The 15,000-nt window shown below is 70.7% G+C and carries 14 protein-coding genes and 1 other RNA gene; 4 read left to right on the top strand and 11 right to left on the bottom strand.

What is annotated here, in order from left to right:
* Window positions 1-168: 168 nt before the first annotated feature.
* Genes tgmA through tgmC form a run of 3 tightly spaced genes read left to right on the top strand, consistent with a single transcriptional unit; the run spans window position 169 to window position 2,581 of the window.
* Window positions 169-480, top strand: a complete 312-nt coding sequence (tgmA, locus tag ACIRSU_RS34070) for a putative ATP-grasp-modified RiPP (RefSeq protein ID WP_403800728.1) — start codon at window positions 169-171, stop codon at window positions 478-480.
* Window positions 477-1,427, top strand: a complete 951-nt coding sequence (gene tgmB, locus ACIRSU_RS34065) for an ATP-grasp ribosomal peptide maturase (protein WP_403800725.1) — start codon at window positions 477-479, stop codon at window positions 1,425-1,427. The genes tgmA and tgmB overlap by 4 nt, the downstream gene beginning before the upstream one ends.
* Window positions 1,424-2,581 (top strand): ATP-grasp peptide maturase system methyltransferase, encoded by a 1,158-nt coding sequence (tgmC, locus tag ACIRSU_RS34060; RefSeq protein ID WP_403800723.1) that lies wholly within the window; start codon window positions 1,424-1,426, stop codon window positions 2,579-2,581. The genes tgmB and tgmC overlap by 4 nt, the downstream gene beginning before the upstream one ends.
* A gap of 86 nt (window positions 2,582-2,667) precedes the next feature.
* Here the strand turns inward: tgmC and ACIRSU_RS34055 are convergent, their stop codons facing one another.
* The 7 genes from ACIRSU_RS34055 to ftsE all read right to left on the bottom strand — a co-directional run bounded on the left by ACIRSU_RS34055 (window position 2,668) and on the right by ftsE (window position 8,344).
* The gene (locus tag ACIRSU_RS34055) at window positions 2,668-3,303 is read right to left on the bottom strand and encodes a hypothetical protein (RefSeq protein WP_403800720.1); all 636 of its coding nucleotides are present in this window, start codon (window positions 3,301-3,303) and stop codon (window positions 2,668-2,670) included.
* A 340-nt stretch (window positions 3,304-3,643) separates the two neighbouring features.
* The gene (locus ACIRSU_RS34050; protein ID WP_403800718.1) at window positions 3,644-4,225 is read right to left on the bottom strand and encodes a Uma2 family endonuclease; all 582 of its coding nucleotides are present in this window, start codon (window positions 4,223-4,225) and stop codon (window positions 3,644-3,646) included.
* 162 nt (window positions 4,226-4,387) lie between these two features.
* Window positions 4,388-4,756, bottom strand: a transfer-messenger RNA (tmRNA) gene (gene ssrA, locus ACIRSU_RS34045).
* Window positions 4,757-4,871: 115 nt separating this feature from the next.
* A complete protein-coding gene (gene smpB / locus ACIRSU_RS34040; RefSeq protein WP_403800715.1) occupies window positions 4,872-5,420 on the bottom strand; it encodes an SsrA-binding protein SmpB in 549 nt (182 codons plus the stop codon).
* 18 nt (window positions 5,421-5,438) lie between these two features.
* Window positions 5,439-6,635 (bottom strand): S41 family peptidase, encoded by a 1,197-nt coding sequence (locus tag ACIRSU_RS34035; RefSeq protein WP_403800712.1) that lies wholly within the window; start codon window positions 6,633-6,635, stop codon window positions 5,439-5,441.
* Between the two features lie 79 nt (window positions 6,636-6,714).
* Window positions 6,715-7,635: a permease-like cell division protein FtsX gene (gene ftsX, locus ACIRSU_RS34030; RefSeq protein ID WP_403800709.1), complete on the bottom strand. Its 921-nt coding sequence runs from the start codon at window positions 7,633-7,635 to the stop codon at window positions 6,715-6,717.
* Between the two features lie 19 nt (window positions 7,636-7,654).
* Window positions 7,655-8,344 carry a cell division ATP-binding protein FtsE gene (gene ftsE, locus ACIRSU_RS34025; RefSeq protein WP_403800706.1) on the bottom strand — a complete coding sequence of 230 codons (690 nt, stop codon included), beginning with the start codon at window positions 8,342-8,344 and terminating at the stop codon, window positions 7,655-7,657.
* 235 nt (window positions 8,345-8,579) lie between these two features.
* On the opposite strand from ftsE, the gene ACIRSU_RS34020 reads away from it, so the two are divergent.
* Complete coding sequence (locus ACIRSU_RS34020; RefSeq protein WP_403800703.1) at window positions 8,580-8,765, top strand: hypothetical protein; 186 nt, start codon at window positions 8,580-8,582, stop codon at window positions 8,763-8,765.
* A gap of 78 nt (window positions 8,766-8,843) precedes the next feature.
* Here the strand turns inward: ACIRSU_RS34020 and ACIRSU_RS34015 are convergent, their stop codons facing one another.
* The 4 genes from ACIRSU_RS34015 to ACIRSU_RS34000 all read right to left on the bottom strand — a co-directional run bounded on the left by ACIRSU_RS34015 (window position 8,844) and on the right by ACIRSU_RS34000 (window position 14,758).
* Window positions 8,844-9,812: an LPXTG cell wall anchor domain-containing protein gene (locus ACIRSU_RS34015; protein WP_403800700.1), complete on the bottom strand. Its 969-nt coding sequence runs from the start codon at window positions 9,810-9,812 to the stop codon at window positions 8,844-8,846.
* 411 nt (window positions 9,813-10,223) lie between these two features.
* Window positions 10,224-11,336 (bottom strand): peptide chain release factor 2, encoded by a 1,113-nt coding sequence (prfB, locus tag ACIRSU_RS34010; protein WP_403800697.1) that lies wholly within the window; start codon window positions 11,334-11,336, stop codon window positions 10,224-10,226.
* Window positions 11,337-11,586: 250 nt separating this feature from the next.
* On the bottom strand, window positions 11,587-12,849 hold the full coding sequence (locus tag ACIRSU_RS34005) for a serine/threonine-protein kinase (RefSeq protein ID WP_403800694.1): 1,263 nt from the start codon (window positions 12,847-12,849) through the stop codon (window positions 11,587-11,589).
* 157 nt (window positions 12,850-13,006) lie between these two features.
* Entirely contained in the window at window positions 13,007-14,758 is a 1,752-nt protein-coding gene (locus tag ACIRSU_RS34000) for a serine/threonine-protein kinase (RefSeq protein WP_403800691.1), read from the bottom strand.
* Between the last annotated feature and the right edge of the window lie 242 nt (window positions 14,759-15,000).

The following is a 15,000-nucleotide window of genomic DNA, read 5'->3' as shown; positions in this document are numbered from 1 at the left end:
CACCACCGCCGCCAAGGCGGGAGCACTCACCCAGATCCAGCCCTTGAGACTCCGCCCGGAACAACCCTGGACTGGTCGAGCCGGGCTTTCCGGCGCGGTCCGCTTCCCCCGAGGCCGAACGCGCCACCTTCGAGTTCATCAGCACCCACCACGACCATGGAGGTACCGATGTACGCGCACTCCGACAGGCTCCCGACGGGGACGCCTCTGCCGAACGGCATCCCCACACCGGCCCCGTGGGGCCTGCGCCGCATGACGCCCTATCCCGCGCAGGCGCCGTCGTACGGACGCGTCGAGCTGGACCCGGTCACCCAGACCGGCCGCTACTTCGACGCCGCCGGACAGGTCATGGAGATGCCCGGCCACGGCACGAGCACCGGCACCAACCCCGCGACGAACACGGGCAACCCCTCCGACGGGAGCAGCGGCGGCGGCTCCGGCGGCGGGGACCAGGACACCGGGAACGACAACGACCAGTGACGGGTACCCGCCCGGTTCTGGTCGTGACCAATCTGGACGACCCCACGACCGACCTGGTGGTTGACGAGCTGCACGACCGGGGTGTCCCGGTCGTGCGGTTCGACTCCGGGGACTTCCCCACCACCTTGTCGTTCGAGGCCACCATCACCATCGACGGCGTCAACGGGACGCTGCGCACCCCTACCCGTACGGCAGACCTGTCTCGTATCCGGTCGATGTACTACCGCCGCCCATCCGGCTTCTCATTTTCCCACCTGGACGGGCAGACCGCCCGGTTCGCGGTGACGCAGGCCCGCTACGGCCTCGGTGGCGTTCTCGCCTCGCTGCCGGGCTGCCTGTACGTCAACCACCCGCACCGGATCGGCGACGCCGAGTTCAAACCCTCCGGCCTCGCCGCCGCCGTCGATGCCGGGTTCCTTGTGCCCGACACGCTGTTCACCTCGGACCCGGGCGCGGCACGGGCGTTCATCAAGCGGCGCGCATCGGTGATCTGCAAGCCGCTGTCGACACCGCTGTACCGGATCGACGGCGTCTCGTGCACCGTCGAGGTGCTGGAGGTGAGCGCGGAGGAGATCGACGAGTCGGTGGCCGGGACGGTCCACCTGTTCCAGGAGCGCATCGACAAGTCCGCCGACGTACGGGTGACCGTGATCGGCGACAAGGTGTTCTGCGTGCGGATCGACTCCGACCTGTTGGACTGGCGCACCGACTACTCCCGCCTGACGTACACGGTGGTGGACCCGCCGCCCGGCATCACGGAGGCTCTGCACGCCTACCTGGCCCACTTCCGGCTCGTCTTCGGCGCTTTCGACTTCGCCATCGACCGCCACGGGCAATGGTGGTTCCTCGAATGCAACAGCTCCGGCCAGTGGGCATGGATGGAGCCCGAAACCGGGCTGCCGATGGTCGCGGCCATGGCCGACCTACTGGAGAGGAAGATGACGTGAGCGACGACCAGGAGCTACGGCGGGTACTCGCCGCGCAGCTCGCAGCCGGGGGGCACCCCCGCACCCCACCATGGCGCGCAGCGGTCGAGGCCGTGCCCCGGCACGAGTTCCTGCGGGGCGGGTTCTTCGACCGCATCGACACAGGCGGACCCACGGCGTGGACCCCGGTCATGCCGGACGCGCCCCTGTGGCTGAAGCGCTGCTACGAGGACGAATCGCTCGTGACGCAGATCGCGGGCACCATCGCTCCCAGGGACATCCGGGGCGAGATCATGCGGTCGCCGACGTCGTCCAGCACCATGCCGTCCCTCGTGGTGCGGATGCTCGAAGACCTGCAAGTCGAGGACGGGCACCGTGTGATGGAGATCGGCACCGGCACCGGCTACTCCACCGCGCTCATGTGTCACCGTCTCGGCGACGACCTCGTGACCACGGTCGAGGTGGACGCGGAGGTCTCGGGGCGGGCCGGGGCAGCGCTCGGCGCGTGCGGGTACGCACCGCACCGGATCGTCGGCGACGGGCTGGGCGGACACAAGGACAATGCCCCCTACGACCGGGTCATCGCCACCTGTGGACTCGTCACCCTGCCCACAGCCTGGATCGAGCAGACCCGTCCCGGCGGGATCATCCTCGCCACCCTTGGGGGCTGGATGTATTCCTCCGAACTCGCCCGCCTCAGCGTCCACAAGGACGGCAGTGCCTCCGGCCGCTTCCTCGGTGGGCAGATCTCCTTCATGCTCGCCCGCCCCCAACAGCCGCCGCCCCTCGGTGTCCTCCCGGATCTCGACCACGGAGAGGAGCGGGAGACGGTCCTCGGGGCGGATCTCATCCAGGACTGGGACGCTCGCTTCTTCGCCCAGCTCGCCGCCCCCCGCGCCCAGCGGATCAGCCTGGACCGCGACGGCCGCACCGAACACGTCCTGATCGACGTGGAGGTCGGATCATGGGCGGCGCTCACCGAAACCAGCGGGCGGTGGACGGTCCGGCAGGGTGGCCCCGACCGCACTTGGGACGACATCGAACAGACCGTCACCGCCTGGCGGGACGCGGGAAGCCCCAGCATCAGCGAGGTACAGTTCCGCGTCACCGCCGACGCCCACACCTACTGGGTCGACGAACACCCCGCCCTTCGTTGGGAACATCCCCGCACCTGACCCCCAGCCGGCCACCCGCCGCGCCCCCCGACTCCATATCCTCCGGAGCTGGGGGTGTGGCCGACGGCGGCGCCGGGTCGCCGTAATCAAGCGAGGATGTCGGTGACGCCGTTCTCGGTGATCTCCCTGGCGATGACGTCGCCGGGACGCGGGACACCGGGGAGCTTGCGGTCCTCGAACCGCGCCGAGGCGTAGCCGATGGCCTCGGCCTGGGCGTGGGAGGAGCCGAAGTACAGGATGTGGGGGTGGATCTGATACTTTCCCCGGCCCGCCTTCCACAGGAAGTTCCGGTCCATGAGCTGACCTATGGCCGGATTGATGGACCGGCGGGTGACGCCGAGCATGCCGGCGACCTCGTCCTGCCTGATCGTGACCTCGCCGTAGGCGTTCATGTAGGGGTACTCACCCTTGTCTTCGTCGTACTCGCCAAGGCGGCCGACAATGGTCCAGAACGCGTCCTTGGCGAGCGACGTCAGGTCGTACTGCGGCAAGAATCGAATGAAGTCCATCGACACGACGACGTGGATGGGCCCGGTCTCGTCCCCGGTCATCGCTGCCTCGGTGACGGTGAGCATGGCGTACTGCCCCCTCTTGGTGATGCTGAAGTCGGCGCGCTCACCGGGTCGCAGCTGATTGCTGATCTCCTCGGCGATCTGGATACGCGATACCTGGCGCGGGAGGGAGCGGCTGCGCCTCGCGGCAGGGGTGGGCTTCCTGGGCACGAACGAACGGTACCAAATGTGAACCCAGGCATCACATTAAGACGACTCATGTGCAACCTGGCCTCTCGCAACTCCAGTCGTTATGTGCAACTTGGAGACTCATTACTACTCAGTAGTGTGAAACCAAGGCTCTCACTCAAGAAGCAGACCCGCAGGTTAGAGCGTTGCCCCCGGCCGCGTGGCCGACACGCGACGGTGGGGCACCCCGGGACGGCGCGACGGGCCCGCAGCCGCGCGGGGCGGCCGGCGGGGCGGGGCGGGCGGCGCGGGGCGGGCGTGGGCGGGCGCGGAGTGCCTTCCGGTCCGCACGGGCCCGGCCGGTATCCGCGCCAGGCGCGCGCTACCGGCGGGGGGTGAGGGTGGTGAGGTCGATGTCCGAAGGGAACGGCACGGGCACGCCCAGCCGGTCGCGGTGGATGCCGGTCGCCACGTACGAGCGGGTAAGGGCGTCGAGCTCATAGGTGTGGACGACCGGGCTGCCGTTCTCGTCCTCGACCCGCCAGAAGTGCCTGATGCCTGCCTGGGCGTACTTGAACGGCTTGATGCCCCGGTCGCGGTCGGCGGACTCCTCCGAGACGACCTCGACCACCAGGGCCACGTCATCGGGCGCGTACCAGGTGCGATCCGGGTCGTAGGCCGCCGTGACCGCGAGGATGTCCGGCTCGGGGCGGGACCGCTTGTCGAGGCGGACACTCATTTCCCGCTCGACCTCGAACCCTTCGGGAGCGGCGTGTCGCAGCGCGAACGTCAGGTTCTCCACGACGCGGGAGTGCCAGGACCGCCGCGGCGACATCATGAAGATCAGCGCGCCGTCGATCAATTCCGTGTGCCGGGGAGCCTCGGCGAGGTGGTCGAGGTCGTCCGCCTCCCAACCGCTCGGGCGCGGAGGGAACATCCAGTCGGGGAGCGCGGGTGTGACCATGGCGGTCTCCTCGGTGGCGGGTGGTGTGACCACGCTACCGGTCGGCGGGTGCGACCGTGCCGGAACGCCCGCGCCTCCAGCTGCCGCGGTAGCCGTGGCATGAGAAAGACCCCCTGCCCTGCCGAAATACTCGCAGGTCAGAGGGTCTTTGCCCACATGGGGTGGTGGAGATGGCGGGAATCGAACCCGCGTCCAACGGTGCGGAATCAGGGCTTCTCCGTGTGCAGTCTGGTACGAGTTTCTCAGCCCTCCGGATCACCCAGACAAGTCCGGAACGGGCTCAGTCACTGTTTGGTTTCCCTCTTCACCCCGTGACCGGGATCAAGGTTTAGTTCCCTGCATGATGCCAGGATCCGGGTCGGGAACAGCCCCGGGCTGACACTTCGCAAGTCGCTACTTAGGCAGCGAGGGCGAAGGAATCGCGCTTGGTGTTGGCGATTATTGGTTTCGGCGCGTGGTTTACGAGATCATTGCCGCTTCCTCGACACGCTTCCCCTGCTTCGACATCCGCTGTCGAAACCGATCATCCCCATGTTGATTTTTCAAAGGTTGCACCCGCTGTGAGGTGCAGGGCCCATGGTACGTGACCGACGGGCGCCGTTGCCAGCGTATTAACCCCTGGCGACCGCAACCCGGCCCGACCCCGTCAGCCCTGGCGGGCCTGCTGGGCCCGCTGCCGCCGCCGCGCCGCCGCGATCGCACGGCTCGCCTCGCGCGTGTCCTGCTTCTCCTTCAGCGTCTGCCGCTTGTCGTACTCCTTCTTGCCCTTGGCCAGGGCGATCTCGCACTTCACCCGGCTGCCCAGGAAGTACAGCGCGAGCGGCACGATCGTGTGACCCGTCTCGGACGCCTTCTGCTCCAGCTTGTCGATCTCGGCGCGGTGCAGCAGCAGCTTCCGCTTCCGCTTCGCCGAGTGGTTCGTCCAGCTGCCCTGGGAGTACTCGGGCACGTGGATGTTGTGCAGCCAGGCCTCTCCGCCGTCGATCTGGACGAAGCCGTCGACCAGCGACGCCCGGCCCATCCGCAGCGACTTCACCTCGGTGCCCATGAGCACCACACCGCACTCGTACGTGTCCAGGATGTGGTAGTCGTGCCGCGCCTTCTTGTTCTGCGCGATGAGCTTGCGCTCCGGCCCCTTGTCCTGGGTCTTCTTCTTCGCAGGCTTGCCCTGCACGTTGACGAGTCCCTTTGCCATAGTGCGGTCATTTTCGCACTACGAGGCCCCTCCGAGGCCACTCAATACCGTGCGGGCCCGTTCTTCCGCCCCTTCCGCCCGGGCGTCGACCGCGACGTCCGGGGTGATGCCGTGGCCGTCGACGGCGTGCCCGGCGGGCGTGCGGTAGTGCCCGACGGTCAGCTCGGCGACGGAGCCGTCCGGCAGCGTGCTCGGCATCTGCACCGAACCCTTGCCGAAGGTCCGCGAGCCGACCGTGACGGCCCGGCCCCGGTCCTGCAGGGCGCCGGTGAGCAGCTCGGCCGCGCTCATGGTGCCGCCGTCGATCAGCGCGACCAGGGGGCGGACGGTGTCGCCGCCGCTTTCCGCGTACACGGCGTGCTGGGTGCCGTCGACGTCGTAGGTGGCGACGAGGCCGCCGTCGAAGAAGGCGGAGGCGGCGGTGGCGGCCTCGGCGACCAGGCCGCCGGAGTTGCCGCGCAGGTCGAGCAGGACGCCGGCCCGGGCCGGCGCGGTGCGCACGGCCTGCCGGACCCGCTCGCCGGTGCCCTTGGTGAAGGCGGCGACCCGGATCAGCACGGTGCCGTCCGCGAGCCGCCGGACGGTGACCGGGTCGGTGACGAGCCGGGCCCGGCGCAGCGTCTCGGTCCAGCCGGCGCGGCCCCGCTCGACGCCGAGGGCCACGGTGGAACCCGTGACGCCCTTGCCCCGCAGCAGCGAGACGATCTCGGAGACGCTCAGCCCGCCGACCGGCCGCCCGTCGATCGCGGTCAGCCGGTCCCCGACCCGCAGCCCGGCCCGCTCGGCGGGCCCGCCGACCCGTATCCGGCTGATCTCGACCCGCCCGTCGGCGCCCCGCCGCGCGGACAGCCCGACCCCGGTGTACGCGCCGTCCAGGGTCTGCTCGAACTCGGCGTACTCCCGCTTGTCGTACACCGCGCCCCACCGGTCCCCGCTGCGGCTGACGAACTCCTCCGCCGCCTTCTTCCCGGACTTCCCGTCGGCGACGGCCTGAGCGGCGGCCTGCGCGAGAGCCTCCCGGTCGACGGTGCCGGCGGCGGTGACCGTACGGGGCGAGGGCGCGGCCGCGGGAATCTCCCGGGGGTCCTGCTGCCGGGGCAGCGCGCCGGTGGCGGCGGCGGTGCCGATCACCCCGGCGAAGACCAACGTCAGAGCGGCCCCACGGAGAACTCCGCGGGGCCGTCGACAGAACTCGGGGCCGGCACCGGCACGCATGCCGCCCACTGTAGGACAAGCAGATGGCGTCGTACGGCGGTTGGCCGTACGACGCCATCACGTCACCCGGAGGGAACTGTCACACCTTCAGGTACTTGCGCAGCGCCACGAACGCGGCGAGCGCCGGCATCAGCAGGCCGATCGCGAGGACGAGCGGGAGCTTGGAGAGGACCGCGTCCCAGCCGATGAAGTTCACCAGCTGCATCTTGTCGGCGAGGGCGATGCCGTGGTCGATGAGGAAGTAGCGGCCGACCAGGAGCAGCACGCAGGCGACGCCGCCGCCGAGGAGGCCGGCGAAGGCGGCCTCCATGATGAAGGGCATCTGGATGTAGAAGTTGGTCGCGCCGACCAGGCGCATGATGCCGGTCTCGCGGCGCCGGCTGAACGCGGAGACGCGCACCGTGTTGACGATCAGCATCAGCGCGATGATCAGCATGAGGCCCATGACGCACAGGGCGGCGATGTTCATGCCGTTCATCAGGTCGAAGAGGTTCTGCAGGATGTTGCGCTGGTCCTGGACCGACTCGACGCCGTCGCGGCCGGCGAAGGCGGTGGCGACGACCTTGTACTTCTCGGGGTCCTTCAGCTTGACCCGGAAGGACTCCTGCATCTGGTCCGGGGTGACGACGGAGGCGATGGCCGTGTCGCCGTACTGCTCCTTGTAGTGCTTGTACGCCTCGTCGGCGGACTCGTGGTGGACCGTCTCCACGATCTCCGTCATCTTCTTGAGGTCGGCCTCGATCTGGTCCTTCTGCTGCGTGGTGACGGCACCCTTGGCGCACTTGGCGCTGGAGGCGGCGTCGCTCTTGTTGCAGAGGAAGATGGAGACGTTGACCTTGTCGTACCAGTAGTCCTTCATCGTGCTGACCTGCTCGCGCATGAGCAGGGCGCCGCCGAAGAGGGCGAGGGACAGGGCGACGGAGACGATGACGGCGAAGGTCATCGTGAGGTTGCGGCGGAGACCGACGCCGATCTCCGAGAGCACGAACTGGGCGCGCATGTGACTTCTCCCCCGCCCGTCAGTGCTGGTAGCCGTAGACGCCGCGGGCCTGGTCGCGGACGAGCCGGCCGCCCTCGAGCTCGATGACGCGCTTACGCATCTGGTCGACGATGTTCTGGTCGTGGGTCGCCATGACGACGGTGGTCCCTGTCCTGTTGATGCGGTCGAGCAGCTTCATGATGCCGACGGAGGTCTGCGGGTCGAGGTTTCCGGTGGGCTCGTCCGCGATCAGCAGCATCGGGCGGTTGACGAAGGCCCGGGCGATCGCGACGCGCTGCTGCTCACCGCCGGACAGCTCGCCCGGCATGCGCTCCTCCTTGCCGCCGAGACCGACCAGGTCGAGCACCTGCGGGACGGCCTTGCGGATCTCGCCGCGCGGCTTGCCGATGACCTCCTGGGCGAAGGCCACGTTCTCGGCGACGGTCTTGTTGGGGAGCAGGCGGAAGTCCTGGAAGACGGTGCCCAGCTGGCGCCGCATGTGCGGCACCTTCCAGTTGGAGAGCCGGGCGAGGTCCTTGCCCAGCACGTGCACCTGGCCCTGGCTGGCGCGCTCCTCGCGCAGGATCAGCCGCAGGAAGGTCGACTTTCCGGAGCCGGACGAACCGACGAGGAAGACGAACTCCCCCTTCTCGATCTCCAGGGAGACATCCCGGAGCGCGGGGCGGTTCTGCTTCGGATAGGACTTGGAGACGTTGTCGAATCGGATCACGGATGCACCACGGTCGGCCGGGAGTAGGTGTGCGTGACACTACGCGAACGGGGATGGCCCGTGCAGTCGCGCTCCGGGCTTGTGCGCTTTATCCTTTTCGTTCCTCCGGGTCCCGCCGGCCGGATTCCACGGGGCGCGCCGAAACGCGCCGGAGCTGGCACAGTGGTAGGGGAACGCCGGGGTCGCTCCGAGCGTTCTTCTTGTAAGCACCCCCTGTGCGGGAGGAGGAGAGCGCATGACCTATGACCGTCTGGTGTGCGCCAACTGCGCGGCGCCCGTCGCCGAGGGCCGCTGCCCCGTCTGCCGCGCGAACCGCGAGCGTCTGCCCCAGCCGACGGGCCTGACGCCGGCGATGCTGCTGACCCTGGTGATCGCCCTGCTGGCCGCGATGGCGCTGCTGGTGGTGGCCCGGGGCATCTAGGCCCCCCTGGACGTACGAGAGGGCCGGGAGCGCTTGATCGCGCTCCCGGCCCTCTCACGTACGCGTGCCTGAGCGACCTCAGACGGCGGTGCGCCCACCGGTCACGAGACGCGGCAGGAAGCGGAAGCCGATGCCACCGGCGATCATGGTGGCCGCCCCGATGATCAGGAACGAGGTCTCGGCGGCACCGGTCTCGGCCAGCTCCTCCTTGGCCTTGCCCTGCTCGACCGGCTGCGAACCGGCGTTGTTGGTGCCGTTCTGGTTGCCGCCGTTGTCGACGCACTCGGCACCGTCGAGGTCGACGGTGCAGGTGCCGGCGCCACCGCTGGTGGCGGAGCCACCGTTGCCGCCGCTGGTGCCCTGGCCGCCCGTGGTGCCCGTGCCGCCGTTGCTGCCCGTGCCGCCGGTGGCGGTGGAGCCACCGGTGGTGGTGGAACCGCCGGTGGTGGTGGAACCGCCGGTCGTCGTGGAACCGCCGGTCGTCGTGGAACCGCCGGTCGTCGTGGAACCGCCGGTCGTCGTGGAGCCACCGGTGGTGGTGGAGCCGCCGGTCTGGCCGCCGTTGGTGCTCGGACCACCCGTGGTGGTGCCGCCGGTCTGGCCGCCGTTCTCGGTACCGCCGGTCTGACCGCCGTTCTCGGTACCGCCCGTCTGGCCACCGTTCTCGGTGCCACCGGTCTGGCCACCGTTCTCGGTGCCACCGGTCTGGCCACCGTTCTCGGTGCCACCGGTCTGACCGCCGTTCTCGGTACCGCCCGTCTGGCCACCGTTCTCGGTACCGCCCGTCTGGCCACCGTTCTCGGTGCCACCGGTCTGGCCACCGTTCTCGGTACCGCCCGTCTGACCGCCGTTCTCGCCGCCGCCGGTCTGGCAGAGCGTCGGGTCGATCTCGCAGTCGTCGCCGGGGCTGTCGCCGCCGACCTCAGCGCCGAGGTTGATGCTGACGCCAACGGCCTGCGCGGCGCCGGCCGCCGTCAGGGACGCGCCGGCGGCGATCACAGCGCCGGCCGCAATGCGCGCAACGCGGATCCGCGTCTTCTTCGTCATCTGGCTGCTACCCCCAGTAGCTCATCTCGTCTGTAGAGCAGCGGCCCGGAACCGGGGACTGAGGGCGATCGACGTTGTTCACTGGACCTGCCCCCGTCCACACACGCCCCAGGAACACGCATGCCGCGTGCCACCCTTCCGAGTTTCCAAGGACACGTCAAGGTCGTTGCGCGTGCGATGCCTGAAAGATCCACTTCTGCCCGCCATGCGGGGATGCAACTGTGACGTAATCCCGGAACTCCGGCCCCCGCTACGCCAGTTCCCATGTCGACAAAGCGTCAGGAACGTGCCCTCATGGCTTGCGCCTGCGAACTCAGGCCAACGGCCCCTTGAGGGAATCGCCGCGCGACGACGACGGGCCCCTCGTACGTGAACGTACGAGGGGCCCGTCGCCCGGAAAGCCGGGAGGCGTTACGCCGTCTGCTCCTGCTGCTTGCGCCAGCGGATGCCCGCCTCCAGGAAGCCGTCGATCTCGCCGTCCAGGACGGACTGCGGGTTGCCGACCTCGAACTCCGTGCGGAGGTCCTTGACCATCTGGTACGGGTGGAGGACGTACGAACGCATCTGGTTGCCCCAGGAGCTGCCGCCGTCGCCCTTGAGCGCGTCCATCCTGGCGCGCTCCTCCTGGCGCTGGCGCTCGAGGAGCTTGGCCTGGAGGACGTTCATGGCGCTCGCCTTGTTCTGGATCTGGGAGCGCTCGTTCTGGCAGGAGACCACGATGCCGGTCGGGATGTGCGTGATGCGCACCGCCGAGTCGGTGGTGTTGACGCCCTGGCCGCCGGGGCCGGAGGCGCGGTAGACGTCGATGCGGAGGTCCGACTCGTCGATCTCGACGTGGTCGGACTGCTCGACGACCGGGAGGATCTCGACGCCCGCGAAGGAGGTCTGGCGGCGGCCCTGGTTGTCGAAGGGCGAGATGCGGACCAGGCGGTGGGTGCCCTGCTCGACGGAGAGGGTGCCGTAGGCGTACGGGGCCTTGACGACGAAGGTGGTCGACTTGATGCCGGCCTCTTCCGCGTACGAGGTCTCGTAGACCTCCGTCGAGTAGCCGTGCCGCTCGGCCCAGCGCAGGTACATGCGCTGCAGGCGCTCCGCGAAGTCGGAGGCGTCGACGCCGCCGGCCTCGGCGCGGATGTTGACGAGGGCCTCGCGCTCGTCGTACTCGCCGGACAGGAGGGTGCGGACCTCCATCTCGTCGAGCGCCTTGCGGACGGCCACGAGCTCGGTCTCGGCCTCGGCCCGGGTGTCCGGGTCGTCCATCTCCTCGGCCAGCTCGAACAGCACCGCGAGGTCGTCGATGCGGCCGCGCAGCGCCTCGGCCTTGCGGACCTCGGCCTGGAGGTGCGAAAGCTTGCTCGTGATCTTCTGCGCCGCCTCCGGGTCGTCCCAGAGGGACGGGGCCGCGGCCTGCTCTTCGAGCACGGCGATGTCTGCCCTCAACTTGTCGAGGTCCAGGACGGCCTCGATCGACCCCATGGTCGAGGAGAGGGACTTCAGCTCTTCGGATACATCGACGACTGCCACGCGTCCAGCGTAACGGCTTCCCGCGATTACCAGGTCCCCGCACTCGCGGCTGGATGCCGGACCGCTTGATGTGCTGACTCACGGCCGGGGTGCCGGCCTGCTTGGTGTCGTGCGTCGGCGGGGCGTCCTCGCCGCCCGGTGTCCTGATCCGCAGCCGGGTGCCGGACCGCCCGCGTCCTGACCCACAGCCGGGTGCCGGACCGCCCGCGTCCTGACTCACGGCCGGCTGCCGGACCGCCCCGCGTCCTGACTACGGCTGGGTGCTGGACTGCTTGGTGTCCTGCGTCGGCGCCGCGTCCTCGCCGCCCGTCGCCGCCAGGTAGCCGCCCGCTCCCAGGGCGCCCGCGAGGACGACCGCGGCGACGGTCAGCGTGATCCGGCGCTTGCGGACCGCGTCCGCCTTGTGCCGGGCCGAGCCGGGCCGTCGGGCGCTCGCGGAGCGCGGGGCGCGGGCGGTGCCGAGGGGGCCGCCGGAGAGCTCGTCGGGGCCGGGGACCCGCATGGAGGTGTGGGTGTCGCGGTTGGAGTCGGTGGAGGCGCCCGGGACGAGCGGAACGGCGGCGCGGCGCGGGGCGTTCTCGCCGGAGACCGCGCCCGCCGCGCCCGCCCCTGTCGCGTACGGGTCCTCCTCGTACGAGGGGTCCGCGGCCGGGTCCGCGTCCGGCTCGTCCACGTCGAGCGGCGGGATGCCCTTGAGCGTGGGCAGTACGTCCCGGAGCCGGGTCGCGAGCTCCGAGGCGCGCAGCCGGGAGGCGGGGGCCTTGGCCAGGCACTGGACGATCAGCTGCCACAGCTCTTCGGGGATGCCGGGCAGCGGGACGACGGTCTCGGTGACGTGACGGCGCAGTACGGCGCCGGGGTGGCCGCCGCCGAACGGCGTGAAGCCCGCGAGCAGCTCGTACAGGACGGTCGCCAGGGCGTAGATGTCGACGGCGGCGCGCGGCGGCAGGCCCTCGACGATCTCGGGGGCGAGGTAGTCGGGGGTGCCGATGATCCGGGTGGCCCTGGTGCGGCCGGGGGTGTCGATCAGCTTGGCGACGCCGAAGTCGGTGAGGAGGGCGGGGTGGGCGCCGCCGGGGCCGAGCGGGCCCTCCATGTCGAGCAGGATGTTCTCGGGCTTGACGTCCCGGTGCACGACCCCGGCCTTGTGCGCGGCGGCGAGGCCGTCGGCGACGTCGGCGATGATCGCGACGGCCGCCTCGGGGGCGAGCCGGCGTTCGCGGTCGAGGCGGGTGCGCAGGTCGGTGCCGCGGACCAGGTCCATGACGAGTGCGAGGTCGTTGCCGTCGACGACGAGGTCGCGGACGGAGACGACGTGCGGGTGGTCGAGCCCGAGCAGGGCGGTGCGCTCCTGCACGAAGCGCCCGACGAGCTCCTGGTCGGCGGCGAGGTCCTCGCGCAGCAGCTTGATGGCGACGGGGCCCTCGGGGCCCTCGCCGAGCCACACCGTGCCGGCGCTGCCGCGCCCGAGGATCTGGTGGGCCGTGTAGCGGCTGCCGATATTCCGTGCCAAGACTGCTCCCTCAGCGGCTGCGGTTCGCGTCAAAAGTTACGCGTCCGAAGGTGCCCACCGGCACTTCCGAGGGGAAATCACCCCTCGGAAGTCGACAAAGCGACAGGATCACCGGTTCTCGCCGGCCCTTACCGCCGGTTACCGGCCGGGCGGGAGCCTACTGGCCTACACCGCTGCCGCCGCCCGTCGCGCTCTTCGTGCTGTCCACGAGCGAGGTGAACCAGTCGTACAGCGAGGAGATCCCGTCGCCGATCGCCTGCCAGTACCCCTTGCCCTGGGCGACCCAGTCCTGGAGCGGCGTCAGCTCCCAGATCAGCCAGCCCGCGATCACGAAGAGCACGATCGTGAACAGGCAGCCCTTGAGGCAGCCGAGGCCCGGGATGTGCATCGGGTTGGCGCTGCGCTGCCGCGGCGGGCGCGGCTCGCGCGGTGCCGGGGCGGGCGCGGGCGCCTGGGGCGGCGGCTGCGGCGGCACGTACTGCTGCTGCGGCGGCTGGGGCGCGTACTGCCGCGGCTGCTGCGGCTGCGGCGGCTGCTGGGCGTACGGCTGGGGGTGCTGCGGCCGCTGCTGGTACGGCTGCGGCGGGCCCTGCTGGTACTGCTGCGGCTGCGGCGGGTACGGGCTCTGCGGCGGCTGGGGCTGCGGCCGGCGCTGGGGGCGGCGGCGCAGCGGGTCCTCGTCCGGGTCCAGGTACTGGACCTGCGTCTGCTCGTTGCGGTCGCGGACCTGGCGCAGCTGGGTCTGCCACGGGTGCGGCTGCTCGCCCGGCGGATCCTGCGGCGCGGGCGGTACGGGGGGCATGACCGCGGTCGGGTCGGCGGCGCCGGGCGGGCCGCCCGCCGGGCCGCTGGTCGGCATGACGCTGGTGGCGGCCGCCGGGTCGTACTGCGGGGGCGGCGGGAACCCCGCCGGGGCCGCGGAACCGCTCGGCAGCACCTGGGTGGCACCGGCCGGGTCGACACCCGGGGCGCCCACCGTGCCCGGGACCGGCGCCGGGGCCGGGTCGGGCGCGAGCAGCGCGCCGACACCGTCGGCGGCCTCGATCTGGGCGGGGGTGGCGTGCACGCCGATGCCGGCGGCGACCGTGCGCAGACCGCGGGCGAGGTTCTGGGCGCTGGGCCGCTCGTCCGGGTTCTTGCGCAGGCAGCGCTCTATCACCGTCCACAGCGGGCCGGGCACGGTCGAGGGCCGCTGCGGCTCCTCGCTCAGGTGACGGTGCAGGACCTCCAGGGCCGTGCCGCCGGCGAACGGCGGGCGGCCGGTGACGAGCTCGTAGAGGAGGATGCCCGCGCCGTAGATGTCGACGGCGGAGGTCTGCGGCCGGCCCTCGGCGGACTCGGGCGCGACATACGCCGGCGTGCCGACGAACTCGTGGGTGCGGGTCAGGCCCGGGGAGTCGGCGAGGCGCGCGATGCCGAAGTCGGTGAGCATCGGGTGCATCGCGCCGGCCTGCTCGGCGAGCAGCACGTTCGCGGGCTTGAGGTCGCGGTGGACGACGCCGTCGGCGTGGCTGGCGGCCAGCGCGTCGGCGATCTGCGCGGTGAGCAGTGCCGCGGCGACCGGGGTGAGCGGGCCGTTCTCGCGGATGTAGCGGTGCAGGTCGGGGCCCTCGACGAGGTCCATGACCAGGGCGAGGACATCGCCCTCCACGACCAGGTCGCGGGTGCGCACGATGTTGGGGTGGGTGAGCCGGAGCAGCACGGACCGCTCGCGCAGGAAGCGCATCACGATGTCCGCGTCGTTCGCCAGCTCCTCCTTGAGGACCTTGATCGCGACGGTCTCGCCGGGCTCGCCCGGGACCGCGGCCTCCGCGCCGGCCGTCTCGCGCTGGCGGGCTCGCCAGACGGTGCCCGTGGCGCCGCGGCCGAGCGGCTCCTCGAGCAGGTACTTGCTGCCGATAGGCCGCACGTCACGCGCTCCCTGCTGATCGTGGTCCCGGATCCCGTGACCGGGTGTCCGAGGATGTCCGAGGGCTCCGAGGTGGGGTGTGGAGGGTCCCCGGGGTTCCTGTGTGTTCTGTGACCCGTTGTGTTCTGTGACCCGTCCGGGTGTCCGACCCACTTTAGTGCCGCCGAACGAGTCATCGACTGTCCCCGGGACGGCCGATTCCGACCGTCTTCCGACCGTGGTCCGACCGTGTACCGGTCCCG

This window comes from Streptomyces sp. NPDC101160, from assembly GCF_044768205.1.
Taxonomy (GTDB): domain Bacteria; phylum Actinomycetota; class Actinomycetes; order Streptomycetales; family Streptomycetaceae; genus Streptomyces.
This window is presented reverse-complemented; position numbering and strand designations above follow the sequence as displayed.

Excerpts from the sequence above, each read along its gene's own strand:
- tgmA (WP_403800728.1), top strand. The coding sequence starts at position 169 with ATGTACGCGCACTCCGACAGGCTCCCGACGGGGACGCCTCTGCCGAAC.
- ACIRSU_RS34050 (WP_403800718.1), bottom strand. The coding sequence starts at position 4,225 with ATGGTCACACCCGCGCTCCCCGACTGGATGTTCCCTCCGCGCCCGAGC.
- smpB (WP_403800715.1), bottom strand. The coding sequence starts at position 5,420 with ATGGCAAAGGGACTCGTCAACGTGCAGGGCAAGCCTGCGAAGAAGAAG.
- ACIRSU_RS34035 (WP_403800712.1), bottom strand. The coding sequence starts at position 6,635 with ATGCGTGCCGGTGCCGGCCCCGAGTTCTGTCGACGGCCCCGCGGAGTT.
- ftsX (WP_403800709.1), bottom strand. The coding sequence starts at position 7,635 with ATGCGCGCCCAGTTCGTGCTCTCGGAGATCGGCGTCGGTCTCCGCCGC.
- ACIRSU_RS34020 (WP_403800703.1), top strand. The coding sequence starts at position 8,580 with ATGACCTATGACCGTCTGGTGTGCGCCAACTGCGCGGCGCCCGTCGCC.
- ACIRSU_RS34015 (WP_403800700.1), bottom strand. The coding sequence starts at position 9,812 with ATGACGAAGAAGACGCGGATCCGCGTTGCGCGCATTGCGGCCGGCGCT.